The following is a 15,181-nucleotide window of genomic DNA, read 5'->3' on the forward strand; positions in this document are numbered from 1 at the left end:
CGTCGGATGTCGAGCGTGACAGGACGGGTGGGCACCGTCATCCCCCGCATCCGGACGTACCCGATCCGCTCCGGAATCCGGCAACGCCGCCGCGGGCGGAGCGGTTCGGAGGGTTTGCGATGCCGGCGCCCCGCCCACCGACGGAGCAAAGGCGGATCACTCGATTACCCCTTTGATCCTATTAAGGGCGGAGGTGTTGATCATGAACGTATCGGTGCGAAGACGCATCGTTCGTGGAGCGGTCGCGATGCTGGCCGTGGGAGCCCTGGTCGGGCCCGCGGGTCCCCCGGCCGCCGTCGGCCAGGCGGCGTCGGCGAGGCTTGCCGACCGGGCCGTCGCAGCGGAGCGGGCGGTCGTCCTGGACGGGAACTCCCTGGAGCCGGAGTTGATCCGAGCGGTGCTGCGCGGGGAACCCATGCGGGTCGAACTGTCCCCGCAGGCCAAGGGGAACCTCGACTCCGTGCGCAAGGGCGCGGAGGAGTACCTGAAGGACAAGAGTCATCGCGTCTACGGGTGGAACCAGGCACTGGGACCTCTGAAGGGAGAGCCTCTCACCCCGGAGCAACAGCTCAAGTTCCAGGTGAACGTGCTGCGTTCGCACGCATCGGGCGTGGGAGCGGACGTTCCGGAGCGGGTGACCCGGCTCGCCCTGCTGTTGCGGGCGAACACGATGGCCCGAGGTCACATGGGCGTGCGTTCGGGGTTCGTGCAACGCACCCTCGACTTCCTCAATGCCGGAGTGACTCCCGTGCTTCCCCAGATCGGTCCGCTGGGGACCGGGGATCTTCAGCCCATGGCGCAGGCGGGCCTGGTCCTCACGGGAGACGAACAGGCCAAGGACGCCCGTACCTGGTTCCGAGGACAGACGACCACGGCGGCCCGGGCGGTCGAATCGGCGAAGCTGCCTGCGGCCTTCGCGCTGGAGCAGGGCGAGGCCCTTCCCCTGATCAGCGGAAACAGCGTGCTCACCGCCCGATACGCCCATGCTGTCGCCCGTTCGGCCGCGCTGCTGGATCAGACGGAACAGGCATTCGCCCTGTTCATGGAGGCGATCCGGGCCGAGCAGGGTTCTCTGGACTCGCGTACGCACGAGGAGCGAAAGTTTCCCGAGCAGGCCGAAGTGGCCGACCGGGTCCGGACGTTGACCTCGGGCAGCCAGTGGATGACCGAGCCGGGCCGCAAGGCGTTCGAGGATCACCCGGAGACCCTCGGCGGATATTCGCCGCGGGTCCAGGACGCCGTTTCGGTGCGGGCCGCGCCCCAGATCATCGGGACCGCACGGCGCACCGTGGACGAGGCGTGGCGGATCGTCGCCGACGAGGCCAACGCGTCCACGTCGAACCCGCTGATCTTCTGCAAGGACTCCTGCGAGTTCGTCATGGGCGGCAACTGGGACGCGGCGCGCATCGGCCACGCCGTCGACACCCTGAACGCACAGATGACGGATGTGGCGTTGTTGTTGCACGCGTTGGGCGAACGGTTGATGAGCAAGGAGTGGAGCTACGGGCTGACCCCCAGTCTCGTCGGGGTGTGGGGCAAGAACGACAAGGCGGGGCTCAACTCCGGCATGGTGCAGGTCCAGACGGTCTCCGCGGCCGTCGTTCCCGAGATGCAGGTCCACGCGGCCCCGGCCGGAGTGCTCAGTCGGCCGGTCAAGTTCGGGCAGGAGGATCACAACACCATGGCCGTGGCGTCGGTCCGGCACCTGCACGAGAACCTGGACGGATTCGAGAAGATCCTCGGCGTCACGTGGCTCATGACCGCCCAAGGGGTCGACATCGTCGGCAACATCGGGCCCGAGGAGGGCGGTGACGCCTTCATGAAGGGCCTCCCGATGGCCAAGGGCACCGAGGCCGTCCAGCAAAGGATCCGGCAGGTGGTGCCCATGCTGAAGGAGGACCGTTGGATGGCCCCGGAACTCGACACGATGATCACCTGGGTCCACACCGAGACCGACCCCGCGACCGGGACGGGCGGCGCTTCGGGGCGGCGGTCGACCGGGTGACATGACGGTCGCGGGTGTCCTCGACACACCGGTCGACGACACCCGCGAGCGGCAGCAGCGGCCGGCGGCGGGGGTGGGTCAGGGGCCGACGCGTTGCACCGTGATCACGTACTGGTCGACCGCGCCCTCCCACTTGGCCACCAGCGCGCCGTCCTCGTTCCCCGACTCGCGCATGTCGTGGGGGCAGAGGGCCAGGTCGTGGGAGTCGGGGTCGCAGAAGGCGCGCAGGTGCGCCCGGATTCCGGCGTGCTCCACGGCCGCGATCGCCGCCTCCACCTCCGTGCCGCCCTCCGCGCACCGCACCAGCGTGTCGGGGCCCTCGCCGATACCGGTGGCCACGCGGAGGGCGTCCGGCAGCGTGCCGTCCGACACGATCGCGGCCATCACCAGGGACCAGGTCCCCTCCGGCAGATCGGCGGACGTGAGGTCGACGCCATGGCGTGCCGTCGACCGCGCCAGATCGGCACCCCGGACGATGGGCAGGTCGTCGGGACCGCTCAGTGACACGGCCGACAGATCCTCCGCGAAGGCGGCCGGGAACGCGGCCGGTGTATCGATCTCGAAGAGGGAGCGGCTCGCGTCGAACCGCAGTTCCGGGTAGCCGATTTCGTCGAGCAGCAGCAGGTTCTCGTTCGATACCGACGTCCGGCCCGTCAACGCGGCGGGCTCAAGCCACTCGGGGTCCCGGTAGGACTCGGTCTCGTGGAGCCAGTTGCCGCTGTAGTAGGCCGCGTATTGCGCATCGGGCGCGAAGTCCGCGAGCGGCCGGCCCACCAGGACGCCGAGGGCCTGCGTCAGGGACGACCGCCAGTCGTCGTCGGCGGTGTGGGCGGGAAGGTCGGACATGCTTCACGACATTTCCTGGGTCGAGGTTCACGGGCTCCGGAACGCCACGACGCCGACGGCGTCCAGGGTCCGAAGGAGACGATCGCGACCACCGTAGGAACGCCCTCCGACAACGCCCTGCGGCATCCCGCGCCGTCCCCCGGCGAGCCGTGCCCGGGCGAAGCCCCAGTCGGGGAATCGGATGCGGACCGGGCGCGGGCCTGCAACGACGCCAACCGGTCGGGCAGTTCGTCGTCCCGGCCCCGCCCTTGGAGGTCTGCCGACAGCGCAACGTGGCTTGCCCGGCCCGAGAGCGGGCCCACTTCGACCACGGCCCGCAGTATCGGGCCATGTGTGAGCAACCGGGCGGCGTCGGTTGGTGGTCGCACACCACGGCCCGGACGGCGGAGGAGCCGGCCGACCCGATCGCCGCCCACGCCCGTCATCGGGCCGTGCCATGAGCAGGCGGCGACCTCGCCCGATCGGCGTGCCCGGGACGGAGACGTCCCGGACGTAGCGCTCTTGGCTGCGCGGGCGGGGCTCGGGATCAGAAGGTCACGACCGAGCGGGCCACTTCGCCTCTGCGCAGTGCGTCGTATGCGTCGTTGACCTCGGTCAGTGGGATCCGACGGCTGATCAACTCGTCGATGCGCAGCCGACCCTGGAGGTAGAGATCGACGTAGCGCGGCATGTCGGTGGTGAACGTGTTGGATCCCATGTGCACGCCGCGTACGGTCTTGCCCTGGCCCCAGAGGGCGTAGCCCGGCACGTTCACGGTCGCGGTCATCGGGGTGACCCCGACCACGTACGCTGTCCCGCCCGGCGACGTCATCGCCACGGCTTGGCCGATGGTGGCCTCCAGGCCGATCGCCTCGAAGGCGTGGTCGACGCCGAACCCCGCCGTCAGCGCGAGGACTTCGGCCACCGCGTCGTGTGACGCCGCGTCGATCGTGTCGGTCGCGCCGAGCGCGCGGGCGAGTTCACGCTTGGCCGGTTGCAGGTCGATCGCGATCACCCGCCCCGCGCCGCGCAGACGCGCACCCTGGACGATGTTGAGGCCGATGCCGCCGCAGCCGAGCACCGCGACGGTTTCGCCGGCCCGGATGTCGGCGCTGCGCCAGGCGGCGCCGACACCGGTGGTCACCGCGCAGCCGATCACCGCGGCCACGTCGAGCGGCATCGCCGGGTCGATCGCGACCACCGCGTTCTGGTGCAGGAGCATCTGCTCGGCCAGCCCGCCGATCCACGAACTCGCGTTCACCGGCTGTCCGTTCCTGGACAGCCGGGGCGGACCGTCGGCGTCGCGCATGGTGGCGGCCTTGTCCGAGCACAGCCAGGTCCGGCCGCGCGCGCACTGCGGGCAGCGGCCGCAGAACACCGACAGGCACGCGACGACGTGATCGCCGGGCGCGACCCGGGTGACACCCGGGCCGACCGCGACGACCGTCCCGGACGCCTCGTGGCCGAGCACGGCCGGGCGCTGGTGGGGGATCGCGCCGTCGAGGATGTGGATGTCGGAGTGACACAGACCGCACGCCGCGGTCCGCACCAACACCTCGCCGGGACCGGGGAGATCGATCTCGATGTCGACGATGTCCAGGGTGCCGGGCTGGGTGGTCAGAATGGCCGCGCGCATGGATGCCTCTCTCGGGTCCCGAAGGCTGGAAGTTTCGATATCCGACTGTCTCGATGTCCGACGGTGTCGACGGGTGAGCGGGGAATGGCTCCGTCGCCCGATACCCGCCGCCCATCGCCTGGCGCCCGTCGGCCTGTTGCGCCGAGCGCGTGGCGAGGACGTTGTACGGAACCGCGGGCGACCGCAGCGCACTTGCGTGGGTGCCGCATCGTGCGGAGGCCCGGGGCCGCGGGGGTACACGGGCATGGTGCGTGTGCACCCCCGCGTGCACCCCCGCGGCGCGGACCCGGGCGCTGCTCGACGACGTGTTCGCCGAGCAACACACCCCGCTCGCGCGTGCCTACGCCGGGCGGCTGACGCCCTTGGTCTCGGTGAACTCGCGCAGGCCCGCCAGGCCCTGTTCGCGGCCGAGGCCGCTTTCCCGGAAGCCGCCGAACGGGCCGAGCGCGCGAGCGCCGTTCACGGTCACCTGTCCCGCGCGGATCCGGCGTGCGACCGCCGCGGCGCGCTCGGGGTCGGCGCCGTGTACCGCGCCCACCAGGCCGAATCGCGAGTCGTTGGCCATCGCGACGGCCTCGTCCGGGTCGCGGTAGGGGATCACCGCGAGGACCGGACCGAAGACCTCCTCGCGCGCGATCCGCATCGTGTTGGTGATTCCGGTCAGAATGGTCGGCGCGATGTAGTGCCCGCCGCCGGGCACCTCCACCCGCCCGCCGCCGTGCGCGATCACGCCGCCCTCGGCCACCGCGCCCGCGATGTCGGACAGCACCCGGTCGGCCTGGGCTCCGCTGATCAGCGGACCCATCTCGGTGGTGCTCGCGCACGGGTCGCCCACCCGAACCGCCGCCGCCAGGGCGACCAGCCGCTCGACGATCTCCTTCTCCCGGGCGGCCGGCACGAACAGGCGGCTCTGCAACACGCAGACCTGCCCGGCGTGTCGGGTGCAGCCGTCGAACAGGGCCTGCGCGGCGAGTGTGTCGTAGGCGTCCGGGTGCAGGTCGTCGAGGTGGATCGAGGCGGACTTGCCGCCGAGTTCGAGCACGACGCGCTTGAGCGTGACGGCGGCATCGGCCGCGATCTGCTTGCCGACCACCGTACTGCCGGTGAAGCTGATCATGTCGACGTCCGGATGCCCGGTGAGCGCGCGGGCCGCGTCCAGGGACGTGGTGGTCACCACGTTGACCACGCCGGCCGGGATGCTCGTCTCGTGGTCGATGATCCAGGCCAGCGCCAGCGCCGCGAGCGGGCTGAGCGGGGACGGCTTGAGTACGACGGTGTTGCCGGCCGCGATCGCGTTGGCGACCTTGGTCAGATTCAGCGTGTGCGGGTAGTTCCACGGTGTCACGGCCGCGACCACCCCGTGCGGCTCGTGCACGAGGGTGCCCACCGCGCCGGGACCGGTCAATGCTTCCTCGGCCGGTACGAGCGCCAACTGCGCGGCGCCGGCGGCGATCGAGGCGGCGGCCATCACCTGGCCGGGGCGGTCGTTGGCGACGCCCCATTCGACCCGGGACAGGTGATCGAAGAAGTCCTGATGCCTGGTCAGACCCGCGGCGAGCTCGGCCAGGCAGGCGGACCTCTCGGCGGGCGACATGCGCGGCCAGGGCCCGCCGTCGAAGGCCGTTCGGGCGGCCCGGACGGCGCCGACCATGTCCGCGACGCTGCCGTCCGCGATCGTGGCGAGTACCGATCCGTCTCCGGGCGAGACGTCCTCGAACCGGCCGTTGCCACCGGGCGCCCAGGCTCCGTTCACGAACAGCCCGGCATCCGCCACGGTGCCGATGTCCAAGGTCATGGCCACTCCCGTCTCCTGATGGTCCGTCACCCGAGACGCGACACGTGTCGTGTCGGCGGGCAGGGCTCGGAGGCTAACGACGATCGGTCAACTTGACCAGGTCAAGGGATCTGTCGGGGATGTTCCGTGCACCACTTCCGCGCGCCACCTCACCGACCGGTCCCCCGGGCCGTTCCGGGGCCGCCGGCGCCGCACCGGGGGCGGTCGTCGCGAGCGGCGGTTCGGCCGCCCCCTATACGAAAGTCCTCACCGACGAATACACCGCCGAAGTCGATTCGGACTCGAACACCTCGATCACCGCCCCGAACCGCACGACACCGTTCAGCCTCGACAAGCCCGGCTGCGACGCCTACTACGGCACCCACCCGTGGCCGCCGTTCCCGCCGCGCTGCGCCGGGAACGGCGGAGCGGCGGTACCCGACTGCTCGTTCGCCCGAAGCGAGGCCAACCCGGGCCCGGGCGACGACCCGGCGATCACCTCGGCCGACGCCGTCATCCCGTTCGACCGGGCGGCGTACGGCGCGCGGACGTCCCCGCCGACCGGGGTCGTGAAGCACACCAACGGATTCACCCTCGGCAGAGTGGACGGCAAGACGCCCAACGGCACCGGCTCCGCCGGCCACCACTTCGTCCATTACGTAGTCGACCCGCTCGACACGGAAGACGACGCCAAGGCGATCCGGTTCATCACTTGGGCCAAGGCTCCGCAGCGGCAATACACCTGGCAGTTCTCCGGCTTCGCCGGCCGATCCCGCATCTGCGCGTGCGCCGCGCCCACGTCTTCCGCGGGCGCGGCGCACGCTCCCGGTCGATGCGGGTGCGGCGAGCAGTGGCCGAGACGTGCACCTGCGGGTAGAGGCAGCCGGGCGCCCGGCCGGGGAAGTGCAGGGCGACGGCGGTCCGGGCGGGCCCTCGGCGATACCCCGGGCCGCGCGCGATCCGTGCCCGGCGGGGGCGCGCGCTCAGCCCCAGGGCAGCTCGGCCCGTACCTCGAAGCCGCCGTCCGGGGTCGGGCCGCAGGCGAGCTTGCCGCCGGCCAGGGTGGCGCGTTCGGTCAGGCCGATCAGGCCCTGGCCGGAGCCCGGCACGTGCGGGACCTCGCCCGGCGGCGCCGAGTTTCGCACGGACACGGTCAGGCCCTCGCGGGGTGCGCCGGCGACCGTGACCGTGGTCCGGGCCCCGGGTGCGTGTTTGCGGGCGTTGGTCAGGGCCTCCTGGGCGATGCGGTAGGCGGTGCGACCGACCGAGGCGGACACGGTCGACGTGTCGGTGACCCGGCGCGCCAGGGTGACCTGCATGCCCGCGTCGTGCGACTGGGCGACCAGGTCGTCCAGCGCGGCGAGCGTGGGCTGGGGGCGGCCGGGATCGTCGGCATCGCCCGCGCGCAGCACACCGATGATCTCGCGAAGGTCCTGCAACGCCTCGTGCGCGCTCTCCCGGATGACGCCGGCCGCCCTCGCCACCTGCTCGCGAGGCGCGTCCGGCCGAAACTCCAGCGCGCCGGCGTGCACACTCAGCAGGGTCAGTCGATGCGCGAGGACGTCGTGCATCTCGCGGGCGATGGCTTCGCGGGCCAGCCGCTGCGCCTGCTCGGCCCGCAGCTCCGCCTCCGCCTCGGCGCGGCGGGCCCGGTCCCGCAGGCTGAGCATGAGCTGGCGCTTGGCGCGTACGAACATGCCCCAGCCGATGACGGACAGGGTCAGCAGCACGGCGAACACCACGACGCCGAGGTAGGACATCTCGGGGTCCGGGCGCAGTCCGTAGAACACCGGGATCAGCGCGAGTTGCAGGCCGCCCACCCAGGCCACGTACCGGAAGGGCCGGTGCACCGTGAGGGTGAACAGGGCAACGAGGCCGGCGCCGCCGGAAGCCGTGGAGATCAGACCGACGGGGATCAGGACCGCGGCCAGTCCCAGCGGCCACCGGCGGCGCAGCCAGACCGCGCCGCACGCCACGACGCCCAGCGCCAGATCGGCGAAGACGAGAGCGCGAGGCAGATCCGACTGCTCGTCCAAGGAGGCGACAGCGGCGACGCCGACGGCGACGGCCGCCAGGAAACAGCAGACGTCGACAATCCAGTCCCGGGTCGTGCGGCGGGATCGGGTGTGGCTCCCGACATCGGAATCGAGTTCGTCGGCCACCGCGGATGGCAACCACCATCGCCGCGCACCGAACTGCGCCGGTCCCGGCACCATCGTGTCATGCGTCATGGTCGACAACCTACGCACCACGCGTACGGTCGCGCGCCTTCCGTCCACCTCCGTCCACGAATCCCCTGGTGCCGGCCGCCGTGCCCTCGTCGCCGCGCGCCGCCCGGGGCCGTGCTCGCACGTCAAGGGTAACGGGGGCGCGTGGATGGAAACGGTGATCGTGCGGTTACCGAATGTGGAGGCGGGGGCCGGTGGGGAAGTGTCGGGCAGGCCCGCCCTGTTGCGCCCGGGACCGGGGGAGGGCGCCGGCGTTGGGTGCGGGGCGCCGGACACGCCGGTGCCGTTCGAGCGCTCGCGTCCGCTCCTCCCGGTCGCCGACGGTGAAGTCTCCTTCAAGGTCTCCGTACTCCAACACGCCTATCCGGACCGGGATTCGCAACCTCGCGGCGGTGAGCCCACGACCAGTGCGTTCGCGCTCGATCCGACCGCCGAGTCTCGTCCTGCTCGCGCCGTGCGAACCGCGCGTGTGTGACACGCCCGCACGCGGCCACCATCGGCGCCGGCAAGGTGTTGGAACGACTGCGCCCTTTCGCCGGACAGGCGGACTCGACCCGACCCGACCCGACCCGCGATCGATCGGCTATATCCTCGACCACGGCCGGCTGTGGTCGGGTGGTCCGAACGAGTCGGCCGACACCGACATCTCCTCGCACCAGTGGGACCGACAGTTGCCGATCCGACAGCCCCACCCAGGATTCGCCGTCTCCCGGGCGCCGAGGTCGCCCTCCGGGGCGGTGGGCCGGATGATCGCGATACTGGTGCTGTGCGCGGCGATCGTGGCCGGAGTCCGGTACGGGACCCCGGCTGCCGGGCATCCTCTCGACACGAGCGGGGCGACCGGGGCGGCGGCCACGACGGCGCGGGCGACGGCCGGGACGGGACCGACTCGGATCGACGTGCCCGCCGGAGTGACCGCGGGGGTGGCGGTGTTCGACCGGCGGACCGGCGTGTTCACCGAACAGCTCGACGCGAACAAGCGATTCCGCTCGGCGTCGGTGGTCAAGCTGCTGATCGCCCTCGACTACCTGTGGAGTCTCGGGCCGGAATACCGGATCCCGGCGGCCGATCGACCGGCGTTCGACCGTATGTTGCGCTCCAGTGACGACGCCGCGGCCTCGGACTTCTGGTCCCGGGCCGGGGCCGACGCGGTCGTCGACCGCATGGTGACCCGACTGAACCTGGTCGACACCGCGCCGCCGGACGACCCGAACTACTGGGGCTACACCGCGCATTCGGCCGCCGACGTGGTCCGGATCTACCGGTACCTGCTCGAAACCGCACCGGCGCCGGTGCGCGACCTGGTGATGGGCGACCTGCGTGCGTCGACCCGCTGCGCCTCGGACTCCTTCGACCAGCACTTCGGGATCCCGTCCGCCTTCGACCGTCCGTGGGCGGTCAAGCAGGGCTGGTCGGGCTTCTCGTCGGGCGGTTGCGGGCCGACCGGTGCGGTGCCGGCGTCGGCCGGCGTCGACCTGTCCCATCCGGCGCTGCACACCACCGGCACGGTCGGGGCGGGGGACCGGTCGATCGTGGTGGTCCTGACCCTGCATCCGGCGGGCACGTCGTACGGGCGGGCCTACACGGACGTGGGTCGGCTCACCCGCTCGCTGAACGTACCCGGCGCGGCGCTCCCGTCGGGGACCCGGTGTTCGGGCCACGATCCACCCGGGTGGCGACGGACGATACGGAACGGGGGGTGCGCCCCGAAAGGCGAATGGTGGTGCCGCGGACTGCGCGGCACCACCATTCGGCGGGTGACCGGGCCGCCGCGCCGAGCGGGCGGGGCCGGCCCCGAGGGTGCGGACGAACCGCCGGGTCCGGCCGCCCTCGTCGACGTTTCGCTCACGTTGCGTTTCCGTACCGCCCCTTGCCGTGAGCCGGCGGAAGCGGGTGCCGGGCCTGCTTGCCCGGACCCTGGCCTGCAGTACAGCATGATCTTGCGTGACGTCCCCGATCGCAGGTTCCCGAGGCAGGGAGCCTTGTCGGCAGTGCCTGGCGGTCTCAGGCCAGCGAGGCGGCGCGGGCGGGGTCGATGGCGTGCCGGAGCGGCTGGTTCTGTGTGAGGCGGCGAAGTTCGTCGAGCACGAGTCGTCCGAGCCGGTGACGTTCGGCGCCCATGGCGCCGGCCAGGTGCGGTGTCAGGACGACGTTGGGAAGGGTGAACAGTGGCGAGTCATGGGCCGGGGGTTCCGGGTGCGTTACGTCGAGTACGGCGGTGAGGTCGGTCCTGGCCTGCAGGACCCGCGCGGCGGCGACCTCGTCGATCAGTGCACCCCGCGCGGTGTTGATCAGTGTCGCTCCCGGCCCCATGGAGTCGAGCAGTTCCGCCCCGATCGAGCCGCGGGTCTCGGGCAGCAGCGGTGCGTGGAGGCTGACGACCTGACAGGTGGCGAAGAGTTCCTCGACGGGGATCAGTTGCACTCCCGCGCGCCGGGCGGTGTCCGGGGAGGCGACGGGATCCGTGGCGAGGACCTCGACGTCGAAGCGGGAGAGGTGGGCGGCGACCAGCCGACCGATGTGCCCGAGTCCCAGCAGGCCCACCCGTGACCGGTAGGCGCCCGGGACGTCGGGACGGGTGGGGAAGCGGCGGTTCTGCGTCACCTCCCGCTCGATGCGGTGGGCCTGTTTCAGTCCGAGGAGGACATGGGCGAGGGTGAACTCCGCCACCGGCACGGCATTGGCCGCGGCGGCGGAGACGATCGGGATGTCGCGATCCCAGAAGGCGGGTGTGGTCAGGTGCCGGACGGATCCCGCCGCGACGAGAACGGCCCGCAGCCGAGGGGCATGTGCCAGGAGGGCGGCATCGAGGACGGGTGCGCCCCAGCCGGTGAGCAGCAGGTCGACGGTCCGCAGCACACCGGGGTCCGCGTCGAGTTCCTGCCGGGTGCGGGGCGGGCCCTGCCACTGCACGAGTCGGCCGATCTCGGCCAGCACTTCGGGCGGGTAGACGTCGTCCCGGCGTTCCTCCTCCATGACCAACAGGGCTGTCGGTGCGGTGGCCGGTTCGTTCATGTCGGGTTGCTCTCCTCGGCCTGTTCGGTGGTGGACCGGCGGCCGGACGGTCGGCGGTCCCTGCTCGGAAGTGCTGGTAAGCGCTTGCCCGAACCTCGCGGTGGCCTGTGCGCCGTCCGGCCCGTAGCTCGCAGGAACCATACATCGGATCATTGAAATGTCGTCACCGTGACCTTGGATGCCCGATCTTCTCCGTTTCGGTGGCTGTCGTCGAGGCTGAGGCATACCTCGGCCTGAATGCCCGTTCCTGCCGATGCCCAAATTGCGTGAGTAGGAGCCTATTTATAGGGATAAGGCCGTCCGTCTCGTCCGTCGAATCACGCGCCGGGGGCGCCGGAGTGCCCCGGATGAGCACTCTCGTTCGGTCGCCGGAAACTTTGTATTCATCGGACTATTGACCACTTGATTCGGACCCGGTTACCGTCCGTGCAAGCGCTTTCCAGGCCATGTGATGCGGCTGAAACAGGAGTAGTCATGCAGAGATCGCGATGGATCGGTGCGGGGGCCCTCGCCTCGGCACTGATCCTCACCAGCTGTACATCCGGGCCTGCGGGAGTGGATGCCAAGCAGAACTCCAAGGCTCCCCTCGAGCTCTGGACCAGGACGACACCGGGCGGACCGGGGGAGAAAGGCGCGCAGCAACTCGCCGCCGCCTTCGAGCAGGCCACGGGCTTCAAGGTCGAGGTCACGGCCATCTTCGACGACTTCGAGACCAAACTGCAGCAGCGGGCCGCCCAGAAGAAGCTCCCCGACATCGTCATGAACGACGTGACGCAGATCGGCACCATGCACAGCCAGGGTCTGCTCCGGGAGATCGACCTCGGCAAGATCAAGGACAGCAAGCAGATCGCCGGACAGGGGCTGGCGTCCGGGAAGAGTCTGGACGGCAAGCAGTACGGACTCCCGATATCCGCGCAGGCGTCCGCGCTGCTGATCCGCAAGGACTGGCGCGAGAAGCTGAAGCTCGACGTCCCGCGGACCTGGGACGACTTCGCCGCGATGGCCACCGCCTTCACCACCCAGGACCCCGACGGTGACGGCAAGAACAACACCGCCGGACTCGCGGCACCGCTGTCCACCAAGCGCGGTTACGCCTCCTGGTACTTCTCCAACTTCCTCTGGGCCGCGGGCGGCGACTTCATCGCCGAGACCGGCAAGGGCAAGTACAAGCCGGCGATGACCACCCCGGCGTCGGTGCAGGCCATGCAGTGGTTCCGCGACCTGGGGTGCAAGGCCAAGGCCATCCAGCCCGGCGCCGTGACCATGGACACCCCGCCGACGAACGAGACGTTCGAGGCGGGCAAGGCCGGCATGTACGTCGTCGGCCCGTACCTGCTGCCCCGCTTCGACAAGTCCCTCGGCGCGGACAAGTACGAGGTCGTGCCGATGCCCAAGGGACCCAAGGACGCCACCGTCCTCGCCGAGGGCAGCTCCGTCTACCTGATGGCCGGCTCCGACAACCGCGCCGGCCAGGACGCCTTCGCCGGCTTCGCGGTCTCCGTCGAAGGCCAGAAGAAGGGGATGGAGGGCGCCACCGGCTACACCGTGCAAATCCCGGTCAACACCGCCGTGGACATCTCCCAGATCCGCCCCGACCCACGCTGGAAGACCTACGCCCAGGCGTACCAGGACTCCGGGCGATACGCGCCCGCCATCCCGAACTGGACGCCGGTGCGGCAGGTGACGGCGGACGCGGTGAACGCGCTCGTGGCGGACTGCGGGCTCGACCTCAACGCCAAGTTGCGTGAGCTCGACAAGCAGCTCGCCGACATCCTCAAGGAGCAGGGGATCGCCGCGTCATGAGCCTTGACCAGGCGGAACCGGCCGCCCTCCCGGCGGCCGGCCCCGCTCCGCGAAAAGTGGGCCGCCGGGACGGCGGGGCCGCCGGTCGCCGGGCGCGCAGCCGCAGATCCGGTCGGTGGTGGACGCCTTGGCTGTTCCTCGCCCCGGCGCTGCTCCTCTTCCTGTACTTCAAGTTCATCCCCATGGCCAGCGCGCTGACCATGTCCTTCCAGGAGGTTCAGCCCTACCTGGGAAACCGGTGGGTCGGCACCGAGAACTACAGCACGGTGCTGCAGTCCCCCGGATTCCGCGAGGCCGCGTGGCACACGGTCGTCCTCGCCGCCGGACAGACCGCCGGCTCGATGGGGCTCGGCTTCGCCCTGGCCCTGCTGATGGAGGGGCAGAGCCGCCGACTGGGATTCGTGCGCTCCGCGGCGTTCCTTCCGGTGGTGGTGCCGATGGCGGTCGTCGCCGAACTGTGGCGGATCATGTATCACCCCACCGGCGACGGCATGCTCAACTCCATTCTCGGTCTGGCGGGACTGGGGCCGTCGGGGTTCATCAACGACCCCGACACCTCGATGGGATCCATCATGCTCACCGGCATCTGGCGGGGAGCGCCCTACGACATGATGATCTTCCTCGCCGGCCTGACGAGTGTGGACCGCGGTCTGTACGAGGCGGCGAGGGTCGACGGTGCCTCCCGGTGGCAGCGGGTGTGGTACGTGACGGTGCCCGGACTGCGTTCGGTGTTCTCGATCCTGTTCATCCTCGCCGCGATTCGCGGACTGCGGATCTTCACCGAGGTGTTCCTGCTCACCAACGGGGGGCCCAACGGCTCCACCGAGGTCGTCATGACCCTCATCTACAAGCTCGGGCTCGAGCAGAACCGGCTCGGTGTCGGTGCGGCGGGAGCGGTCCTGCTGTTCGTCGCGACGCTGATCCTGACCATCGTCGTCCAACTGCTGCGGCGGAGGGAGAGCAAGTGAGCGAGTCGTCGACCGAGACCGCGCTGGGCCTGACCGAGAGCCGCAGCGTCGGCGGACGGATCCTGAAGGCCGTCGTCTACCTCCTGGTCCTGGCCATGTTCGCGGGTCCGCTGCTGGCCCTGCTCGTCGGTGCCTTCGGCCACATCAAGGACCCGACGCAACTGAGCATCATCCCCTCGGACTTCACGTTGGACAACTTCGAGATCGCGATCGACCAGGGGGTACTCAAGTACCTGCTGAACTCGTTCTTCGTGGTCGGCTTCGGGCTGCTGCTCCAGGTGGCCGTCTCCGTCCTGGCCGGCTACGCGCTGGCCCGGAAGGTGTTCCCGGGAATGACGCTGGCGCTCGTCGCCATCCTGGCGACGCTGATGTTGCCCGAGGAGATCCTGGCCCTGCCGCTGTCCGTCATTCTCGCCGATCTGCCGGTCGTGCACTTCAACCTCATCGGCACCCTCGCCGGGATGATCGTCCCGCTGGGCGCCTGGGGATTCTCCATCCTGGTGATGACCGAGTTCATGAAGGACGTGCCGCGCGAACTGGAAGAGGCCGCGCGCATCGACGGCGCCGGAGACCTGCGGATCTTCGCCCAGATCATCCTGCCGATGTGCAAGCCCGCCCTCGGCGTCATCGGGGTCTTCGGCTTCACCATGATCTGGGACCAGTACCTGCTGCCCCTGCTCGTCGCCACCGACTCCTCCTCGTACACGCTGCCGTTGGCGCTGCGGACCCTGCGGATCGACCCGGCCGTGACCCCCGGAGTGGTGATGGCGGCCTCCCTGCTGGCCCTGCTGCCCTCCGTGATCGTCTTCCTGTTCTTCCAGCGGTCCTTCGTCAGCGGCCTGTCCTCCGGGGCACTCAAGGGCTGACCCGCGGACCGACCCGCCGTCTCGCGGCCCGCGTCGGCCCCTGCCCGCCCCCGTCCCGTAC

At 70.6% G+C, this 15,181-nt stretch carries 11 protein-coding genes; 5 read left to right on the top strand and 6 right to left on the bottom strand.

Translation table 11 applies throughout. From position 1 onward, the window contains the following. Positions 1-247: 247 nt before the first annotated feature. Positions 248-2,005 (top strand): histidine ammonia-lyase, encoded by a 1,758-nt coding sequence (hutH, locus tag ACH4U8_RS13475; RefSeq protein ID WP_379990955.1) that lies wholly within the window; start codon positions 248-250, stop codon positions 2,003-2,005. A 78-nt stretch (positions 2,006-2,083) separates the two neighbouring features. On the opposite strand, the gene ACH4U8_RS13480 is transcribed toward hutH, so the two are convergent. The 5 genes from ACH4U8_RS13480 to ACH4U8_RS13500 all read right to left on the bottom strand — a co-directional run bounded on the left by ACH4U8_RS13480 (position 2,084) and on the right by ACH4U8_RS13500 (position 8,471). Then, positions 2,084-2,851, bottom strand: coding sequence for a hypothetical protein (locus ACH4U8_RS13480; protein ID WP_395777781.1), 768 nt, complete (start codon positions 2,849-2,851; stop codon positions 2,084-2,086). A 526-nt stretch (positions 2,852-3,377) separates the two neighbouring features. Next, positions 3,378-4,466, bottom strand: a complete 1,089-nt coding sequence (locus ACH4U8_RS13485) for a Zn-dependent alcohol dehydrogenase (RefSeq protein ID WP_379990953.1) — start codon at positions 4,464-4,466, stop codon at positions 3,378-3,380. A 340-nt stretch (positions 4,467-4,806) separates the two neighbouring features. Then, positions 4,807-6,261, bottom strand: coding sequence for an aldehyde dehydrogenase family protein (locus ACH4U8_RS13490; protein ID WP_395777782.1), 1,455 nt, complete (start codon positions 6,259-6,261; stop codon positions 4,807-4,809). Between the two features lie 352 nt (positions 6,262-6,613). Continuing rightward, positions 6,614-6,832 (bottom strand): hypothetical protein, encoded by a 219-nt coding sequence (locus tag ACH4U8_RS13495; protein WP_395777784.1) that lies wholly within the window; start codon positions 6,830-6,832, stop codon positions 6,614-6,616. Positions 6,833-7,223: 391 nt separating this feature from the next. Beyond that, the gene (locus tag ACH4U8_RS13500) at positions 7,224-8,471 is read right to left on the bottom strand and encodes a sensor histidine kinase (RefSeq protein WP_395777786.1); all 1,248 of its coding nucleotides are present in this window, start codon (positions 8,469-8,471) and stop codon (positions 7,224-7,226) included. A gap of 743 nt (positions 8,472-9,214) precedes the next feature. Here ACH4U8_RS13500 and ACH4U8_RS13505 point away from each other — a divergent pair. Further along, entirely contained in the window at positions 9,215-10,534 is a 1,320-nt protein-coding gene (locus ACH4U8_RS13505) for a hypothetical protein (RefSeq protein ID WP_395777788.1), read from the top strand. Here the strand turns inward: ACH4U8_RS13505 and ACH4U8_RS13510 are convergent. After that, positions 10,473-11,483 carry a hydroxyacid dehydrogenase gene (locus tag ACH4U8_RS13510; RefSeq protein WP_395777790.1) on the bottom strand — a complete coding sequence of 337 codons (1,011 nt, stop codon included), beginning with the start codon at positions 11,481-11,483 and terminating at the stop codon, positions 10,473-10,475. The genes ACH4U8_RS13505 and ACH4U8_RS13510 overlap by 62 nt on opposite strands. Positions 11,484-11,957: 474 nt before the next feature. Here ACH4U8_RS13510 and ACH4U8_RS13515 point away from each other — a divergent pair, with 474 nt between their 5' ends. Genes ACH4U8_RS13515 through ACH4U8_RS13525 form a run of 3 tightly spaced genes read left to right on the top strand, consistent with a single transcriptional unit; the run spans position 11,958 to position 15,120 of the window. Then, positions 11,958-13,286 carry a sugar ABC transporter substrate-binding protein gene (locus ACH4U8_RS13515; protein WP_360309875.1) on the top strand — a complete coding sequence of 443 codons (1,329 nt, stop codon included), beginning with the start codon at positions 11,958-11,960 and terminating at the stop codon, positions 13,284-13,286. After that, complete coding sequence (locus ACH4U8_RS13520) at positions 13,283-14,254, top strand: sugar ABC transporter permease (RefSeq protein ID WP_360309877.1); 972 nt, start codon at positions 13,283-13,285, stop codon at positions 14,252-14,254. The genes ACH4U8_RS13515 and ACH4U8_RS13520 overlap by 4 nt, the downstream gene beginning before the upstream one ends. Continuing rightward, on the top strand, positions 14,251-15,120 hold the full coding sequence (locus ACH4U8_RS13525; RefSeq protein WP_360309879.1) for a carbohydrate ABC transporter permease: 870 nt from the start codon (positions 14,251-14,253) through the stop codon (positions 15,118-15,120). Before ACH4U8_RS13520 ends, ACH4U8_RS13525 begins: the two co-directional genes overlap by 4 nt. Positions 15,121-15,181: the final 61 nt, after the last annotated feature.

The sequence above is a fragment of the Embleya sp. NPDC020886 genome (assembly GCF_044333915.1).
In the GTDB taxonomy this organism is placed as follows: domain Bacteria; phylum Actinomycetota; class Actinomycetes; order Streptomycetales; family Streptomycetaceae; genus Embleya.